The sequence below is a fragment of the Vibrio scophthalmi genome (assembly GCF_040869025.1).
Classification (GTDB): domain Bacteria; phylum Pseudomonadota; class Gammaproteobacteria; order Enterobacterales; family Vibrionaceae; genus Vibrio; species Vibrio scophthalmi.
In genome coordinates this window covers 1-14,328 of the sequence record NZ_CP134274.1, presented here as the reverse complement: position 1 = coordinate 14,328, position 14,328 = coordinate 1, and the positions used below count along the sequence as shown (strand labels likewise).

The window sequence follows — 14,328 nt, the reverse complement described above, 5'->3', positions numbered from 1 at the left end:
AGCATGAATTTTATAGATAGAATCGTTGCTTACCGTGACCCAGAGAAAGGGCTGGCGCGCATGCTGGCGAGAAAGAGGCTCAACGCCAGTTATGAAGCGTTAACACCAAAAACAGGCAAGCGACCACCGCGAGAGAAGAAGCTCGCCAAGGAACTGGCCAAAATCAGCCAATTGCCTTTGGCGCAACAAGCCCGATGGTTTGAAGAAAACTACCCGATCATTGCCACGGCATTGGATGAGGTGGTGAAAAATGTCATTGGTGCTGATGGATTGGTGGTGCAGCCTCAGCCAAAGTTGAAAGATGGCACTGTAGCTACTGATTTTGCAAAGCATATTCAACGAGCTTATGAGAAGTCTTCACGCCATTGGTGTATGGATGGTCGAACGTCGAGGGCTGACAGTGAGCAGTTGATTTGTCGTGCGATTGTTCGTGATGGTGAAATCTTTTCGCGTATCTACGCCTTTGATGGTCATGAGTATTTAGGTGATGTGCCTTTTGGTATTGAGCCGTTTGAATGTGACCACATCCCCGCCGATCTTTACGACAAGAAAAACAACATCGTTAACGGCTTTAAGCTTGGTGAGTACAACCGCACAAAAGGTTATTACTTTGTACCGGACTTGACCGCCTTTGCTCAAAAGCCATTGTTTGTTGAAGTTCAGAACGTATTACACACCCGTTGGCAAACGCGCATTGGTGGCTTGCGTGGTATTTCAAAACTCGCCCCCGCATTGCTCAGTATTCACAACTTAAAAGAATATGAAGATGCGGTGCGTCTTGGTCGTTTGGTTGCTGCCAGAATCGTATTGGTTCACAAAAAGGCAGGCGGTCAATATGTACCTGGTCAGGGTGATGATGGTGAAGAAGACGAATACGACGAACCATTGAGTTTTGAATACGGCAACGTATTAGAAGCGAACAAAAATGATGAGTTCCAAACGCTTGAATCGGCTAAAGGGGCTGAAAGCGCTGATGTGTATATGCAGCATCAACAGCGCAATGTCACAGGTACGATTGGCGCGAATAACTCAGCCGTAACAGGGATTTACAACAAGTCGTATTCAGCTCAACGCCAAGAAATGATTGACCGTTGGGCGGGTTACATCATCTTGCGTGCCTTAATGGTTCGCCAGCATGTGCGACCTGCTTATGAGGGGTGGCTTAATGCCGCCACGCTAAGCAAAACGCTTGTTCCACCCAAAGACCTTGATTGGTCAACACTGTATGACGCCTCATTTACTGGTCCGGTCATGCCGTGGATTGACCCATACAAAGAAGCAACCTCAATCAAAATCCTTAAAGACATTGGCATGCTGCCATTGACGCTAGCCCTTGCTCAGCGTGGTTTGGATGTAAGTTCGATTCTTGAGATGTACAAGCAAGAAAAAGACGAAATGGAACGGTTAGAGCTAACCGAGCTGCTTTCGATGGTTGCAGACGAAAACGCAAACAAAACGGATAGCAAAGATGGCAAAAAAGACGAGTAAGTTAAAAGCTCAAGGCTCCCAAAGTTGGTACAAGCTGAAAGCTTCCGCAGAGGGCGTGAAGCTTTTTTTATATGGCTATATCGGGGAGTGGGAAATCTCAGCAAGCACAATGCTGTATGAGCTGAGCAAGCACGATGGCAAAGACCTTACGATACATTTTCACACCGATGGTGGCGAAGTGGATGAAGGCATGGCGATTTATGCCGCCATTAAAGATTACCCAGGCAAAGTGACGGGCATTGTTGATTCGGTGTGTGCCTCAATAAGCTCCGTGGTGCTCATGGCGTGTGAAGAGCGTTACATTCGCCCAACCGCGCGCCTTATGATTCATCAATGCCACGGTGCGGCTTATGGCACAGCTGCAGAAATGCGCGCCCGTGCTGATGAAGCCGAAACCATTAATAACCAAATGATTGAGCTATTCGCCTCAGTATCGGGCAAAACAGAAGACGATATTCGAGCAGATATCGCGGAGTCTGACTGTTGGTTAAGTGCTAATGAGGCCGTTGAGTATGGGCTTTGTACTGGCATTTACGAGCAGTCAGACAACCCGCTAGAAGCGTCTAATTTCAACGCTCCTAAGCTTAAGCATTTAAAAGCGTTTAACGCTCCTGATTCTCTTGTCGCTATGTGGCAAGACAACGGCGAGGATGGTGAACCCACCGCGCCAGATTCACCAACGGCTGAACCAAGCCAATCCTCTCCTGATAAATTAACCGCAGAGAATGACGACATGCCATACGAAGAGTTTAAGAAACAAGAAAAGCAGCGCAAAACAGGCATCAACCAACTGTTTGCCAAATACCCGAAAGCGAAAAAGCTAAAGGCTGAGTGTTTGGAAGATATGGATTGTGATATTGAAACTGCTCGCGTTAAGTTACTGGCGTTCTTAGAGCCGCAAGGTGATACGCCAGAAGGTGGTGAGCCACAGTCACCAACCCCTGCAGGGCAACAAACGGCACTAACGGCAAGTGCTGCGCAATCTCACCTTAGCAACTACTTTGGTGCTCGCCTTAAAGCGTGCTCATGGGATGACAACAACCCTTACCGTCATATGTCAGCCACCGAAGCTCTGCGCGCTCATGCAGGTTATGTGGGCGACACGGACGCAACGCAGATGAGCAAGAAAAAGCTTGTTGCTCATGCGTTCACCAACAACACCCACTCACTAGGCGATATCATTGAAACGCATGTGGGCGCGTTGATCATTAACGAAGTGGCGAATCTGGAATCATGGCACGCGCCATTGGTGACACGCCAACCAATGAAATTTGGTACCAATGACATTCTCATCATGAATGATCTTGGTAAGCCTGGTGTGAAAACCGAAGGTGGTAAGTTCACTCAAGTGAAGCTAAAAGCGTCCGGTGATACGGCGGTGCTTTCTACGTTGGGTTATGAAATCCAAGTAAGCCGCGAACTTATCATGAGCGATAAGTTTGATTTCATCACGTCGCAAGTCCAAAAGGCAGTGCGTAACTGTGCTCAAGCTCCTGCAGATTCTTTGATTGCTCTGCTTAAGAGCAACCCGAAACTGAAAGATGGCAAAGCGCTATTTAGTAAAGCGTCAGGCAATGAAGTAGACGGTTTGATTGACTCTGCAACGCTGGCGGATATGTCAGGCAAAATGGCAGACGCGCAAACCAGTGAAGGTAACCCGCTTTACCTTAAGCCAGAGGTTTACCTAACGTCGAACCAGCGCGCTAAGAAAGCCAGCGCTCTAATGAAAGCGGAAACCATTAAAGACGAACCAAATGAAGCGTATGAAGCATTCAGCAAGGTTCAAGGTTTGGCTGACCTAGCGGGTACTGATGTGGCGTATGCCTTTACGCATAACGATCATGTTTCCTTTGTTGAGGGTTACCACGAAGACGCAGACGGCGTGCAGGTGGAAACCAAAGAAGATTGGAAATCGGACGGTGCCACTATCCGAATTTACATCGACTCAGTGATCCAGCCAGTGGATCGCAAAGGCGTGATGAAACAAAACATTATCGCCGCTTCTTAACTCCATAGGGCATAGCGAAAGGCTATGCGTTAAACCTCCACGAGACGCCACCTTAACGGGTGGCGTTGTCGTTTCTTCGTTTAAGAGAACAGATTATGCGCTTACTAGCTAACAACGAAAATCTAACCCTTACCGCGCCCACTGGCGGCGTTCAATATGGCATCCCCCTAAAAATAGGTGTGGTGTTGGTTGTTCCTGCCATGAATGCTGACGAAGGTCAGCCGTTTACAGGCGAAGTTCAAGGGGTGTTTGTAGACTTCCCGCTCAAAGATGGCGACACGCCAAGCTATGAAGGTGAATACGCTTACTTTGACTCAGCAGCAAAAGAGTTCACCGTGACCAAACCCGTCGCTCCTGATGATAAGCCAATTGGTGCATTCATCACTGAGCATAGTAAACAAGCGTTGTACTTACCTGGCATTTTGTAAGGCAATGGATCATTTAATTGATTCGGCTTTTTCAAAAGAGTGGTTGATAGGCGGGGAAGCAGTTCCCTGCCGTTATCGCTATAAGGACGACACGCACGAACTGAAAAACCACAGCGGGTTGCTCGCTCAAGGTACGCAGTGCGTTCACCCGAACGGCGATAAGTTTGAAGTGATTAACAGCCAGCGTTTTAACACCTCGACCTACTTACACACTTTGCAGCCGCTCAATGACAAGCCCAAAACCGACTGGACGCCACAGCGATGACGACAATTCACCTTAGCGTAGAAGATGAAAAATACTTTGACAGAGAGCATATCAACAAATGCGCCAAGGTGGCACTAAAGGTCGCGCAAAAATGGTTAACTAAGGAATCTATAAAAAGGATAGGGGAAGAGCTAAACATAAGTCGAAGGTCAATCTCAAGGCGCGTAAAAGCAGGCAAGATTAAAGATGGTCAAACATCAATGTGGTATGGACTGTTGCCGATAAATATAGCGTTTATCAATGACAGCAAACAAGTTGATGGCGGGGTGGTTGCTAACAACTACCTTTACAACCGAGTGTTTTTTCAGTCCATGAATAACAGCCCAATATTGGCTTGGAGACGAGTTCGAGAAAGGGCAAAGCAACCAAAACCTCGCCGAAAGCCCCTACCTAAAGGAGAGCGCCGTAAGCGCAAATCACCGCCCGTTGAGAGAGTTTCCGATCATGTTGAAATTGACATGGAAAGAGAAATTCTACAGTTAGAGGCGGAAATCCAAGACGTTTACAGAGAGGCGTTTTTAGATGAGCTACATCAATAATCTGGGTGACTATGTTGAGCTGCTTCACTCGCTGCTCACCAAAGCCGTTGGGGATAGAGCCACAGTGCAATATGACGACGAACCCGACAAGCAAGACAAGCCCAAGCCATTCATTAAACTGCCTTTGCCTGAAATTGAAGAGTTCAGTTATTCCGATGATGGACGCCACCAAAACACGCTTAAAGTAACGGTGTTGGTCAAAGTGCCTAAGAACGTATCAAAGCCAAGCGTTGAAGCTGCCAACATTGGCGGTTTTGTGAGTGCCAAAGTAACAGGTCAGTATTTTGTTGACCCCGAACAAATGGGCGAAGACGAAAACGGCGTGAGTCGAGCGCTAAACCCTGATTTTGATTGCGTAGACGAACCCGAAGAAATCCAAGGTTACCCGCTTAAGTGGCACACGAACGATCAAGGTTATGCCATCACGTTCATTCAAACCATTCGCTACGGCAACCTAGAAGATGAAACGTTCTTGCTTAAGTCCATTACAGCCCAAGAGGGTGATAGCGAGGTGCAAATAATCTATGAATCTGACGAAAGCGGTTCTTGAGCTTACTCAGCGCGTTAATGGTCTTGAGCGTCAACTTAGAAACCTGATCAGATTAGGTCGCGTGAAATCAGTATCAGGGGTTAAAGCTGTCATTGATTATGCCCCGAACTCAGATGAGGACTACTTATCGCCCCCCATTCAATGGATAGCCTTTGAAGCGGGTGAAGTGATCAAATGGCGTGCGCCTAGTCTCGGTGAGCAAGTGGTGGTGTTGAATCTATCGGGTGGCGTTGATGAGGCGCAAGCAATCGCACTGCCTGCAGCGTATTGCACTGATTTCTCTCCTGATGACACCGACCCACGAAAAACCATTTTAAGTATTTTAGATGTATTCAAGGTGACGTCAGATTTTGACGGTAACTATTTAGTTGAAGCGGATAGCTCAGTTAAGTTTATAACCCCCGCTTTTCTGGTTGAGGCATCGGATGTAATTTCAATGCAAACCAGTGAGTACAACCGAACCGCAAGCACAGCTAACACCAAAGGAACCCACACCCAAACGGGTGATGTGAAGATTAAGGGCGCACTGGATGTGAGCACTCAAGTGAAAACGCCAACCGTAGTGAGTTATTCGCCTGGCGCGTTCTCGCTCTCTGCTAACGGTGCCGCGCTTTCCGATGCCACGATAGATAATGTGAAATTCAGTATTCACCGCCACAAAGTGAACAACGAAGGTCAGCCAACAGAAACCCCGATTGAGTAAGAGGTCAGCATGCAGCAAGGTATTGACCCCAACACGGGGCTAACGGTGACGGGTGGCAAGCAAGCAGCTTGCCGTTTGGCGAAAGCTATCACTACTCAAATAGGTTCAAGAGAAAAGCGCCGAAACGTGGGCGGCGAGTATCGCAAGCTTATGGGACTGGCGAATGAGCAAAACCGCATGAAAGCCATTAACCGTATTCACCGAATCATTGCGAACCCTGCCAACGATTTATCTGACATTGTGAACCCAATTGTCGATATACGGATACATGGCACAGGTTTTCGCACCCAAATTCACTACACGTATGACGGACAAAAAGAGGTGCTAGAGTTATGAGTGCGGTGAAAATTCCTGATATTTTGACCGTTGAGCCATTCGAAGTGATGCGCGAGCGGTTTATTAATGATTTCTTCTATCCGCATGCGGTGAAAGAAGTTGGCGAAGAAATGGCGCAGTTACTTACTACGGGCTTACGCAGCCCCAATGAGTCAGCCGCTTTGCTGTTAGATTCAATGATTCTGTTTCGACAGCAAGAAACCCGCAACGACAACTACAAGTACCTGCAGAACTTTTCAGAAACCGCCACGGATTCTGAAATGATAGATTTGGTGGTCTCTCGCTTAGGTCTGACACGTCAAGTGATACAACCCGCCGATAACACGGTATTCCCACCGATTCCAGCAGTGATGGAATCTGATGCGTCGTTATTACTTCGTTACAGCTTAGCCCCGTATGGGTTGGCAACCACGGGAACGAGAACCGGCTATAAGTTCCACGCCATGACATTGGGTGAGCGACCTTTAATCACTGTGTATCGCGAATCGGAACACGTCATAATTCAACGCTTTGAATTTACATCAACAGAAGGGGTAACCCGTCCGAAAGATGCCGAAGCTAGAATGGTGACGCCAAACTCAGGTGAAGTGCAAATTCGTGTACTTTCTCCAATCGGGGATGGTTCAGCAAACCAAGCTTTGCAAGATGCAGTGTTGGCATACTGCACCCGCCCAGACGTAGCTCAAGAGTCCGATCACATCACGACAGCAAGTGCTGATATCAATCCCTATTCAATAGCGATTGATGCTTGGGAAGAAACCGCACCAACGCGATTGATAGACCGAGAGGGCTTAAACAAAGCGCTCAACGATTACGCCGACGAACAACACAAATTGGGTGGAATCATCCAGCGATCACGCATCGATCAAATTGCTCACAACCACAACGCCACACGGTTGAATATTCTCAGTCCTGTAAGCGATGTGGCATGCGATTGGTTTGAAGCGCCATATTGTCAGGGGGTGACCGTGAATGTCAGAACCAATTGATAAAGACACCCTCTTACCTGACAACCGAACTACATTCGAACGCAGCTACGAAGAAGGCTCGAAAGCGCTTGTTAAGAGCGAGGATGTGTTAGCTACCATTAATGACCCAATGACGACTACTCAGGAGTTACTACCCCTGATGGCGTCAGAACGAGGCGTTAATGATTGGTTTTTTAGTGACAGCGAAGCAGAAAAGCGCGCCATTACTAACGTGTCCTATTCAGTCCATCAAGCTAGCGGTACCAACGCAGGCATAGCGCAGGCATTAGATGCAGTGGACTACACCGCGCAAATTACTCACTGGAAGCAAGTTGAGGGCGGATTGCCTTATACGGTTTATGTGTTGGCGTGGGGTAAGAGTAATCAAACCGTCACCCAAGAGCGTGCAAACCGACTTATAGAGCGTTTGAATCATGTGAAGTCGGAAAGAGACACAATAGAGCTCGCATTGGCGTTTGGTGTGTCTCAGTCCTTTGAAATGAAAGCGGCAGGTGCGCCAAGCGTCAGTATTCAACACACTAAAACGAAAGCCGATCTTTGGCAGTTAGATGTCAAAGGTAGCGCCGCATTAGGTATGGGGCATGCAACCCCTGTCACCATTCACCCAATGTCAGTGAAAGCAGAGCTAAATCAAACCGAGTTGAGCGGGAAAGTTCATCTAGGCTCAGCGGTTAGCTCTCACCCAATATCAGTAACTCATATCTACACAACAGCGAGAACGCCATGACCCTAGCCGTAACGATTACCGAGCAAGGCTTAGCGGAGTGTATCAGCGCCAAAGAAAGCGGTATTCAAGCTCAAATAAAATGGATATCTGCAGGCGACAGAGCGTACACCCCAAGTCCAACACAAAAAATGCTGCAGAATGAAAAGCAGCGCGTCGAAATCTCAGAATACAAGGACATGAGCGCAACATCGCTACAGTGCACTGCTAAGTTCTCCGGTAGCGCTGAGTATTCCATTCGAGAGATTGGAATTTGGCTATCGACTGGTACCCTTCTGGGTGTGATTTCTGAGCACGGCACAACGCTAAACTACAAGGCGGCAAACGCCCACGTAATCATTCCATTCACAATGGATTTATCCGCCCTGCCCACCGATTCTCTAGAAATTATCGTCGGCATTGAAAATCTAAACATCCTAATTGATGAACAAATGATGAGTGACGCTGTGGCGTTTACTCGCTCCCAGAAACTACAAACAAAGCAGTTGTTTGCTCACATGAAGCTGAGCGATAAAGTGCGCCAATTGGAGTCAGAAAATGTCTGAAATATTAACGGAATTGCAAGAAGTTAAAAAAGCCTCTCAAGAGCAGACTGCTGCATCTCAAGAAATTGCGGCTTACCACCTCGAAGCAATCCAAAAAGTCGAAACAAAATCAACCTCCGCCATTCAAGCTGCTGAAAATACCTTCAACCAAAAGGTTGGTGAACTAACAGACTACGCAATCGAAGGGCACAAAAAGGCTATCGAAGACGCAAGTGGCGGACGAAATACAATCATCATTGACGATCAAGGCAACCCAAACATCATGGTGCGCATCCCTCGCTTTACTTATGAAGACGTGAATGCTGCCATCCTGGCAAACACAGGCGTTGACCTGCAGCTCGGCACTGGAACCCCAACCATGTTCTTGACCAACGGCGCACCGCGAGGCGAGGTGTTGATTGCTAAGTACCTCGCTTCATCTGGCGCCAATGGTGGATGCTCTGTTGTTGGCGGAGTTCAGCCGAGAACTTCGGTGAATTACGACACTGCCAAGTCGCTTTGCGAGAACAAGGGAGCAGGTTGGCACATGATGTCGATTCACGAATGGGCTGCCATCGCATTGTGGGCATACGCAAATCAAACTGTTCCGCGTGGCAATACCAATTACGGCAGAGCGCACGACAACAAAATTGAAACCGCTCGACGTTCGGATAATGGCACTCCAGGCGACACATCGGGTACCGCACGAACAGACGCAGGGAAAGGACCAGCAACATGGGGTCACGATCATACCGAGTTTGGGGTGCAAGATTTGGTTGGCAATGTCTGGGAGTGGCTGGATCAAATGAAGTTGGACGATGGACAAATCATCACAACGCTTGATAATCACCCTGATATCGCAGAAGTAAACTGGCATAAGCACCACGCTTACTTTGACTCTCCGAGCGATAACACGTCAGGCAATGTAGGCTCACCAATCCTAAGCAACGCCGTAACCAAACGAAACGGTCCAATTGATGATGACAGCCACGATTATGCCTCAATGAGTAATGGGCATTTCGCTGCCATCACCAAGTCAGAAGGGTATCAGCCGCTTGAAATATTGCGTCGCTTGTTAATCGAGTCCGCAAGCACCACCAATGTTGCCGGAGCAATCTACGCTCGAAATTATGGCGATCGATTCCCGATACGCGGAGGCAGCTGGGGCAGTGGCTCGGACGCAGGCTTGGGCGCGCTCAGCCTCAATAATGCTCGTTCGTATGCGCTCAGCTACATCGGTTTCCGTCCCGCTTTCTTTGGGTAATGCCATCTGAAGCTTTGTTTGCTGGGCGGTAGCCCAGCTTTACCTATCTAACCAGAAAGGATTTAACTTGACCGCCTTAGTCATTGAAGAAAAATGCCGAGAAATGTTGATGTACGGCTATCAAGCACTAAAGCAGTTCCCAAAACATGAAAAGCACGTATTGGGCGCTGAGATTCGCTTGTCAATGTTACAACTTCAACGACTCATTGTGACCGCATTCAAACGCTATCACAAAAAGACCACGCTCACCGATTTGGATATAGAGCTCGCCATTCTTAAAAGGCGAGTTCGGCTAGCAAAAGATTTGCGATACCTCGATCTCAAGAAGTATCAAATCTGGATAGGGCAACTGGTCGAAATAGGCAAAATGATAGGCGGCTGGATTAAATCCATAAAAACCAAAACACAGGCGACTGCATTATGAATGCACGGAATCGATTCCCGATACGCGGAGGCAACTGGAACAATGGCTCGAACGCAGGCTTGGGCGCGCTCAACCTCAATAATGCTCGTTCGAATGCGAACAGTAACATCGGTTTCCGTCCCGCTCTTGATAACGCCAGAAGCAACCACTCCACGGAGTGCTGCCAGTGCAACTATGAAAAGGATGCATTCGCCTCAGCCATTGCTGAAAAACACATCAAACCAATTGATGCGTCAATTGGCTGTACGTTTGAAAAGATTTTTGATTTTGAGAATTTACTAAACGCAGCGTACCAATGCCGAAAAGGCAAAACTAAAGTGAACTCAACACTCGTTTTCTTCAACAATCTGGAAGAGAACATCATTGAGCTACAGAATGAATTGATGTGGGACATGTATCAAATGTCGCCGTATCGGCACTTCTATGTATTTGAGCCAAAGCGCAGATTGATATCAGCACCGCACTTTCGAGATAGAGTGATTCATCGCGCCATCTATAACGTCATCGAGCCGCTGTTTGATGAGCGGTACATCTATGACTCATACGCCTGCCGAAGAAACAAGGGTACGCACAAAGGCGCAGATAGAGCGCAGAAGTTTATCAGGCGAGTAGAAGCTAAATACGGCAAAGCATACGCATTAAAAGCAGATATCTCGCGCTATTTCTCAAGCATTGACCACTTCATACTAAAGAGCATTTTAAATGCAAAACTGCAATGCAATCGAACCAAGGCGCTGCTTTTCTACATCATAGATAACAGCCCAAGCGATGCGCTAGGGGTTGGCATTCCACTTGGCAATCTAACGAGTCAGGTGTTTGCTAATATCTATCTCAACGAGCTCGATCAATACGTTAAGTGCGCGCTTAAAGCCAAAGAATACGTGCGATACATGGATGATTTCACGATTATTCACAATGACAAACATCAACTGCATGAGTGGCGAAAAGAGATAGAGCAGTTTCTTTGGCAAAGACTCAGACTAAAAACCAACAGCAAGACGCAAGTGTTTCCCATTGCAAAACAGAATGGGCGCTCACTCGACTTTCTTGGTTACCAAATCTATGGCTCACATCGCCTGCTTAGAAAGAGTAGCGTGAAGCGCATTAAAACCAAATTAAGGAAATATCGGAAGCAGTTCGCAAATGGTGAAATTGCACTATCAGACATCAATCAAAACATTCAATCGTGGCTTGGTCACGCGTCGCACGCCAACTCACACGGACTAAGACAGGCTCTATTTAGCGAGCCGTTTCGGAGAAACTAGATGTTTATATACATTTTTAAAGATACGCCGCACTCAGATACGTCTCGTGAATACATGCTCAATCTGGGCATGAACACAGAAACGATTGAGTCAGTGCTGCAGCAAAAAGAGTTTGAAGAGGGGCAGAACGTTGGGCTAAGAGCAAAGGCTTATAAGCGCGAATCCGATCCTCTCTACATCGAATGGCAGTACGAATTAGAAACAGCTAACCCCAAGGCTGATGATTTTAAGCAGAAGTGGATGGATAAGGTTGCTGAAATTAAAGCCCGTTATCCACTTCCATCTGAATCCTAAACAGCCACCTAATCAGGCGATTTACACCTAAATTTTACCCTTAGCCCTGCCTTAGTGCAGGGCTTTTTATCTGGAGCGCATGCTAATGGCAAACACCAAAGCGTCAAATTCAGACACAACAACCCAAGCGCAGGTAACGGACAACCCGAACGCCCCGCGAGAGTACGTGATGCTCAAAGAAAAACGCATCCTCAAGCGTTGGCGCGAGAAAGGAGAATCCATCACCTTGACGCCATCCCAAGCTGAGTACCACCTCAGAAACAAAAACCTCAAATTGAAAAAAGAGAGTAAGTAATGGCAATGACCACAACACAAAACCATAACGGTATCTCATTAGAAGTGAGTGAACCGCTAGGCGTCATGGGCGGGGTAGATAATCAGCTTGGTGGTTTGATTGGTATTGCACCAAACAAAGATCCAAGCGTGGCTTATGGCGAACCTATCAAGCTATATACGCCTGCAGACTTGGCGCTTATTGACACCACCGAAACCCCATCGGGCGTGCTTTACTTTAGTGCTAAATACTTCCTTGAAGTCGCCAAGGTGCCTTGTTACGTCATTATCGAACAAGAAGGCGCTAACGATGACGCCACCAAAGTCAAGATTGTAGGCGGTGTGTCTCCGTCTGGACGATTGACAGGTATTGCTGCCTTTGCAGCTTGCCAAGAAGCACCAACCAACGTTGCGGTACCGGGCTTTCACGGCATTGAGATTGCCAATGCACTAGCGGCACTGGCTGACCAAACCTATTGTGAAGGCTGGACGGATGCACCTGATACCAACACCGTAGATGCGAAGACTTACGCAGAGCTTTTAGGCGCGGTTCATAAGCGCGTATGGTGCCCTGATGTTAGCGGTGAGCGTTGGTCTCACACTATTCCACCGTCAGTGATTGGTATGGCAGCTCGCTGCAGCGTGAAGCCATCTCAAACCCCGAACGGCGCACCAACCCCACTAGATGATATCGCTCGCATTGTTGGCTACCGTGTCAACGATAAGAACAGTGAAGCGGTAGACCTCAACAAAAAAGGCGTATCGGTTACTATCCGCGACCCGAACGGCGGTTTGATGTTCTTAGGTACTCGTACTGCAGATGGTAGCTTTGGCAACATTATTGGTATTGAAAACCAATTGTGCCGTGAGCTTACCAAGTCTCACCGTGACACGATGGAATACAACCTTGATTTCGATTTCTTCAAGCAGCGCATTGCTCAGTTAAGTAACTGGCTGTCTAGTCTGCAGGCTGATGGTGAAATCATCGGTGCACGCTGTTATCTCCATGCGTCCCGCAACAATCTGCAACGCTACAAAAATGGTGAGTGGGTGTTGGTGATTGATTGGGGTGCGTACCGTCCAAACGAGCACTCAATCATTGAGTTAAATCAGAGCGATGAAATCCTGCAGGTTTACATCGATGACGCAATCAAAACATTCAGCTAATAAGGTGAGCTATGTCTAATCGAGTTACTCACGCCAGAACGCTAACGCTACCTGGCGGCATTAAGATCACCAACAACATGGATGAGTTTACCCCGCCTAAATACACCAAGGTGTACGCTGATGTACCTGGTGCGTTTATGGGTAAGAAAGTGTGTGTTGGTTATGAAGCCTCTGAATGGTCAGTGACCATTAAAGGTGAAATGGCGTCTGTTGTGAAAGGCGCGCTTAAAGATGGTGATAAGACCGTGATCATCTACAGCGAAAACGGCATGAATAAGCATCAACGTTTCGATGCAGAGCACACCATGACAGGTGAAGTGAGCATGGAATACTCATCTAACAAGATGCGTGAGCAGCAAACTTTGACCCTGACAGGGCAGATCACCAAGCACCTTTGGGTAGATAACGGCGTAACTATCACTGACGTGGATATTGATAACGGTAAGTACAATATCGGCGGTGAGCAGTTCAACGTTTAATTCATCCCATTTCAGCAAGTTAAGGTCGTCAAATGTGGCGACCTTTTTTTATTCCTATTTCTTGGGGGCATCATGAGCCAAGCCGAATACCTAGAGCGTCCGTTCACGCTATTAAAGCCAATTGAAAGTATCAACCAAGTCACGGTTAAACCAATGAGCCGTGAATCAAGCATGGATGTTGAGCCAAAAGGTGACACGTTCACACAAGAAGAAAAAGAAGCCTTGGTGATGGCATCAACAGGGCTCAACCAAGATGAGTTGGATTCTCTATCAAGCCCTGATTGGCTTGCGCTTTATGAAGCTTCCTATGATTTCTATCGCCAAACGGGTTACCAGTTGGCAAATGTGGAACAAGACGACACCGCAAAAGAAGTGACGTTGTATTTTACTGGTGAGCGTAAAGTTAGCTTTGAGTTCCCAACGCTCAAACTTTCCAAAATGGCAAATAAGATCAGCGATGATATTAAACGCGCTTGTTTCATTGTTGCCAACCTTACCGAACTGGAAGAAGACGAGATCATGAGCTTGCCTTTGCCCGACTACCGCAGCCTTGTAAATGCTGCCACCAATTTTTTAACCAAACCAGCGGCTTACTTTCAGTAGAGAGC

At 47.4% G+C, this 14,328-nt stretch carries 19 protein-coding genes; all 19 read left to right on the top strand.

What is annotated here, in order from left to right; all coding sequences use genetic code 11:
- The first annotated feature begins 3 nt into the window (after window positions 1-3).
- Window positions 4-1,488, top strand: a complete 1,485-nt coding sequence (locus RJD38_RS21990) for a phage portal protein (RefSeq protein ID WP_367971720.1) — start codon at window positions 4-6, stop codon at window positions 1,486-1,488.
- Window positions 1,469-3,496: a head maturation protease, ClpP-related gene (locus RJD38_RS21985; protein ID WP_367971719.1), complete on the top strand. Its 2,028-nt coding sequence runs from the start codon at window positions 1,469-1,471 to the stop codon at window positions 3,494-3,496. Before RJD38_RS21990 ends, RJD38_RS21985 begins: the two co-directional genes overlap by 20 nt.
- 95 nt (window positions 3,497-3,591) lie before the next feature.
- A complete protein-coding gene (locus RJD38_RS21980; RefSeq protein ID WP_367971718.1) occupies window positions 3,592-3,924 on the top strand; it encodes a DUF2190 family protein in 333 nt (110 codons plus the stop codon).
- 4 nt (window positions 3,925-3,928) lie between these two features.
- The gene (locus tag RJD38_RS21975; RefSeq protein ID WP_138223010.1) at window positions 3,929-4,189 is read left to right on the top strand and encodes a hypothetical protein; all 261 of its coding nucleotides are present in this window, start codon (window positions 3,929-3,931) and stop codon (window positions 4,187-4,189) included.
- Complete coding sequence (locus tag RJD38_RS21970) at window positions 4,186-4,728, top strand: hypothetical protein (protein WP_367971717.1); 543 nt, start codon at window positions 4,186-4,188, stop codon at window positions 4,726-4,728. Before RJD38_RS21975 ends, RJD38_RS21970 begins: the two co-directional genes overlap by 4 nt.
- The gene (locus RJD38_RS21965) at window positions 4,712-5,278 is read left to right on the top strand and encodes a hypothetical protein (RefSeq protein WP_367971716.1); all 567 of its coding nucleotides are present in this window, start codon (window positions 4,712-4,714) and stop codon (window positions 5,276-5,278) included. The genes RJD38_RS21970 and RJD38_RS21965 overlap by 17 nt, the downstream gene beginning before the upstream one ends.
- A complete protein-coding gene (locus RJD38_RS21960) occupies window positions 5,253-5,981 on the top strand; it encodes a phage baseplate assembly protein V (protein ID WP_367971715.1) in 729 nt (242 codons plus the stop codon). The genes RJD38_RS21965 and RJD38_RS21960 overlap by 26 nt, the downstream gene beginning before the upstream one ends.
- Window positions 5,982-5,990: 9 nt before the next feature.
- Window positions 5,991-6,317 (top strand): hypothetical protein, encoded by a 327-nt coding sequence (locus tag RJD38_RS21955; RefSeq protein WP_103176238.1) that lies wholly within the window; start codon window positions 5,991-5,993, stop codon window positions 6,315-6,317.
- Window positions 6,314-7,306: a baseplate J/gp47 family protein gene (locus tag RJD38_RS21950; protein WP_367971714.1), complete on the top strand. Its 993-nt coding sequence runs from the start codon at window positions 6,314-6,316 to the stop codon at window positions 7,304-7,306. The genes RJD38_RS21955 and RJD38_RS21950 overlap by 4 nt, the downstream gene beginning before the upstream one ends.
- Window positions 7,290-8,033, top strand: coding sequence for a phage tail protein I (locus RJD38_RS21945; protein ID WP_367971713.1), 744 nt, complete (start codon window positions 7,290-7,292; stop codon window positions 8,031-8,033). The genes RJD38_RS21950 and RJD38_RS21945 overlap by 17 nt, the downstream gene beginning before the upstream one ends.
- Entirely contained in the window at window positions 8,030-8,575 is a 546-nt protein-coding gene (locus RJD38_RS21940) for a phage tail protein (RefSeq protein WP_130195007.1), read from the top strand. The genes RJD38_RS21945 and RJD38_RS21940 overlap by 4 nt, the downstream gene beginning before the upstream one ends.
- Complete coding sequence (locus RJD38_RS21935) at window positions 8,568-9,818, top strand: SUMF1/EgtB/PvdO family nonheme iron enzyme (RefSeq protein ID WP_367971712.1); 1,251 nt, start codon at window positions 8,568-8,570, stop codon at window positions 9,816-9,818. Before RJD38_RS21940 ends, RJD38_RS21935 begins: the two co-directional genes overlap by 8 nt.
- A 67-nt stretch (window positions 9,819-9,885) precedes the next feature.
- Window positions 9,886-10,242 carry a diversity-generating retroelement protein Avd gene (gene avd, locus RJD38_RS21930; protein ID WP_130195009.1) on the top strand — a complete coding sequence of 119 codons (357 nt, stop codon included), beginning with the start codon at window positions 9,886-9,888 and terminating at the stop codon, window positions 10,240-10,242.
- Complete coding sequence (locus RJD38_RS21925; protein WP_367971711.1) at window positions 10,239-11,507, top strand: reverse transcriptase/maturase family protein; 1,269 nt, start codon at window positions 10,239-10,241, stop codon at window positions 11,505-11,507. The genes avd and RJD38_RS21925 overlap by 4 nt, the downstream gene beginning before the upstream one ends.
- Window positions 11,508-11,801, top strand: coding sequence for a hypothetical protein (locus RJD38_RS21920; RefSeq protein WP_367971710.1), 294 nt, complete (start codon window positions 11,508-11,510; stop codon window positions 11,799-11,801).
- Window positions 11,802-11,886: 85 nt separating this feature from the next.
- On the top strand, window positions 11,887-12,096 hold the full coding sequence (locus tag RJD38_RS21915; protein WP_367971709.1) for a hypothetical protein: 210 nt from the start codon (window positions 11,887-11,889) through the stop codon (window positions 12,094-12,096).
- A complete protein-coding gene (locus tag RJD38_RS21910; RefSeq protein ID WP_367971708.1) occupies window positions 12,096-13,241 on the top strand; it encodes a hypothetical protein in 1,146 nt (381 codons plus the stop codon). The genes RJD38_RS21915 and RJD38_RS21910 overlap by 1 nt, the downstream gene beginning before the upstream one ends.
- Window positions 13,242-13,252: 11 nt before the next feature.
- Window positions 13,253-13,720 (top strand): phage major tail tube protein, encoded by a 468-nt coding sequence (locus RJD38_RS21905; protein ID WP_367971707.1) that lies wholly within the window; start codon window positions 13,253-13,255, stop codon window positions 13,718-13,720.
- A gap of 72 nt (window positions 13,721-13,792) precedes the next feature.
- Entirely contained in the window at window positions 13,793-14,323 is a 531-nt protein-coding gene (locus tag RJD38_RS21900) for a hypothetical protein (RefSeq protein ID WP_138223000.1), read from the top strand.
- The last annotated feature ends 5 nt before the right edge of the window (window positions 14,324-14,328 follow it).

What these genes read in the sequence shown, in the direction of transcription:
- RJD38_RS21990 (WP_367971720.1), top strand. Translation starts at nt 4, where the DNA reads ATGAATTTTATAGATAGAATCGTTGCTTACCGTGACCCAGAGAAAGGG.
- RJD38_RS21985 (WP_367971719.1), top strand. Translation starts at nt 1,469, where the DNA reads ATGGCAAAAAAGACGAGTAAGTTAAAAGCTCAAGGCTCCCAAAGTTGG.
- RJD38_RS21980 (WP_367971718.1), top strand. Translation starts at nt 3,592, where the DNA reads ATGCGCTTACTAGCTAACAACGAAAATCTAACCCTTACCGCGCCCACT.
- RJD38_RS21975 (WP_138223010.1), top strand. Translation starts at nt 3,929, where the DNA reads ATGGATCATTTAATTGATTCGGCTTTTTCAAAAGAGTGGTTGATAGGC.
- RJD38_RS21970 (WP_367971717.1), top strand. Translation starts at nt 4,186, where the DNA reads ATGACGACAATTCACCTTAGCGTAGAAGATGAAAAATACTTTGACAGA.
- RJD38_RS21965 (WP_367971716.1), top strand. Translation starts at nt 4,712, where the DNA reads ATGAGCTACATCAATAATCTGGGTGACTATGTTGAGCTGCTTCACTCG.
- RJD38_RS21960 (WP_367971715.1), top strand. Translation starts at nt 5,253, where the DNA reads ATGAATCTGACGAAAGCGGTTCTTGAGCTTACTCAGCGCGTTAATGGT.
- RJD38_RS21955 (WP_103176238.1), top strand. Translation starts at nt 5,991, where the DNA reads ATGCAGCAAGGTATTGACCCCAACACGGGGCTAACGGTGACGGGTGGC.
- RJD38_RS21950 (WP_367971714.1), top strand. Translation starts at nt 6,314, where the DNA reads ATGAGTGCGGTGAAAATTCCTGATATTTTGACCGTTGAGCCATTCGAA.
- RJD38_RS21945 (WP_367971713.1), top strand. Translation starts at nt 7,290, where the DNA reads ATGTCAGAACCAATTGATAAAGACACCCTCTTACCTGACAACCGAACT.
- RJD38_RS21940 (WP_130195007.1), top strand. Translation starts at nt 8,030, where the DNA reads ATGACCCTAGCCGTAACGATTACCGAGCAAGGCTTAGCGGAGTGTATC.
- RJD38_RS21935 (WP_367971712.1), top strand. Translation starts at nt 8,568, where the DNA reads ATGTCTGAAATATTAACGGAATTGCAAGAAGTTAAAAAAGCCTCTCAA.
- RJD38_RS21925 (WP_367971711.1), top strand. Translation starts at nt 10,239, where the DNA reads ATGAATGCACGGAATCGATTCCCGATACGCGGAGGCAACTGGAACAAT.
- RJD38_RS21920 (WP_367971710.1), top strand. Translation starts at nt 11,508, where the DNA reads ATGTTTATATACATTTTTAAAGATACGCCGCACTCAGATACGTCTCGT.
- RJD38_RS21915 (WP_367971709.1), top strand. Translation starts at nt 11,887, where the DNA reads ATGGCAAACACCAAAGCGTCAAATTCAGACACAACAACCCAAGCGCAG.
- RJD38_RS21910 (WP_367971708.1), top strand. Translation starts at nt 12,096, where the DNA reads ATGGCAATGACCACAACACAAAACCATAACGGTATCTCATTAGAAGTG.
- RJD38_RS21905 (WP_367971707.1), top strand. Translation starts at nt 13,253, where the DNA reads ATGTCTAATCGAGTTACTCACGCCAGAACGCTAACGCTACCTGGCGGC.
- RJD38_RS21900 (WP_138223000.1), top strand. Translation starts at nt 13,793, where the DNA reads ATGAGCCAAGCCGAATACCTAGAGCGTCCGTTCACGCTATTAAAGCCA.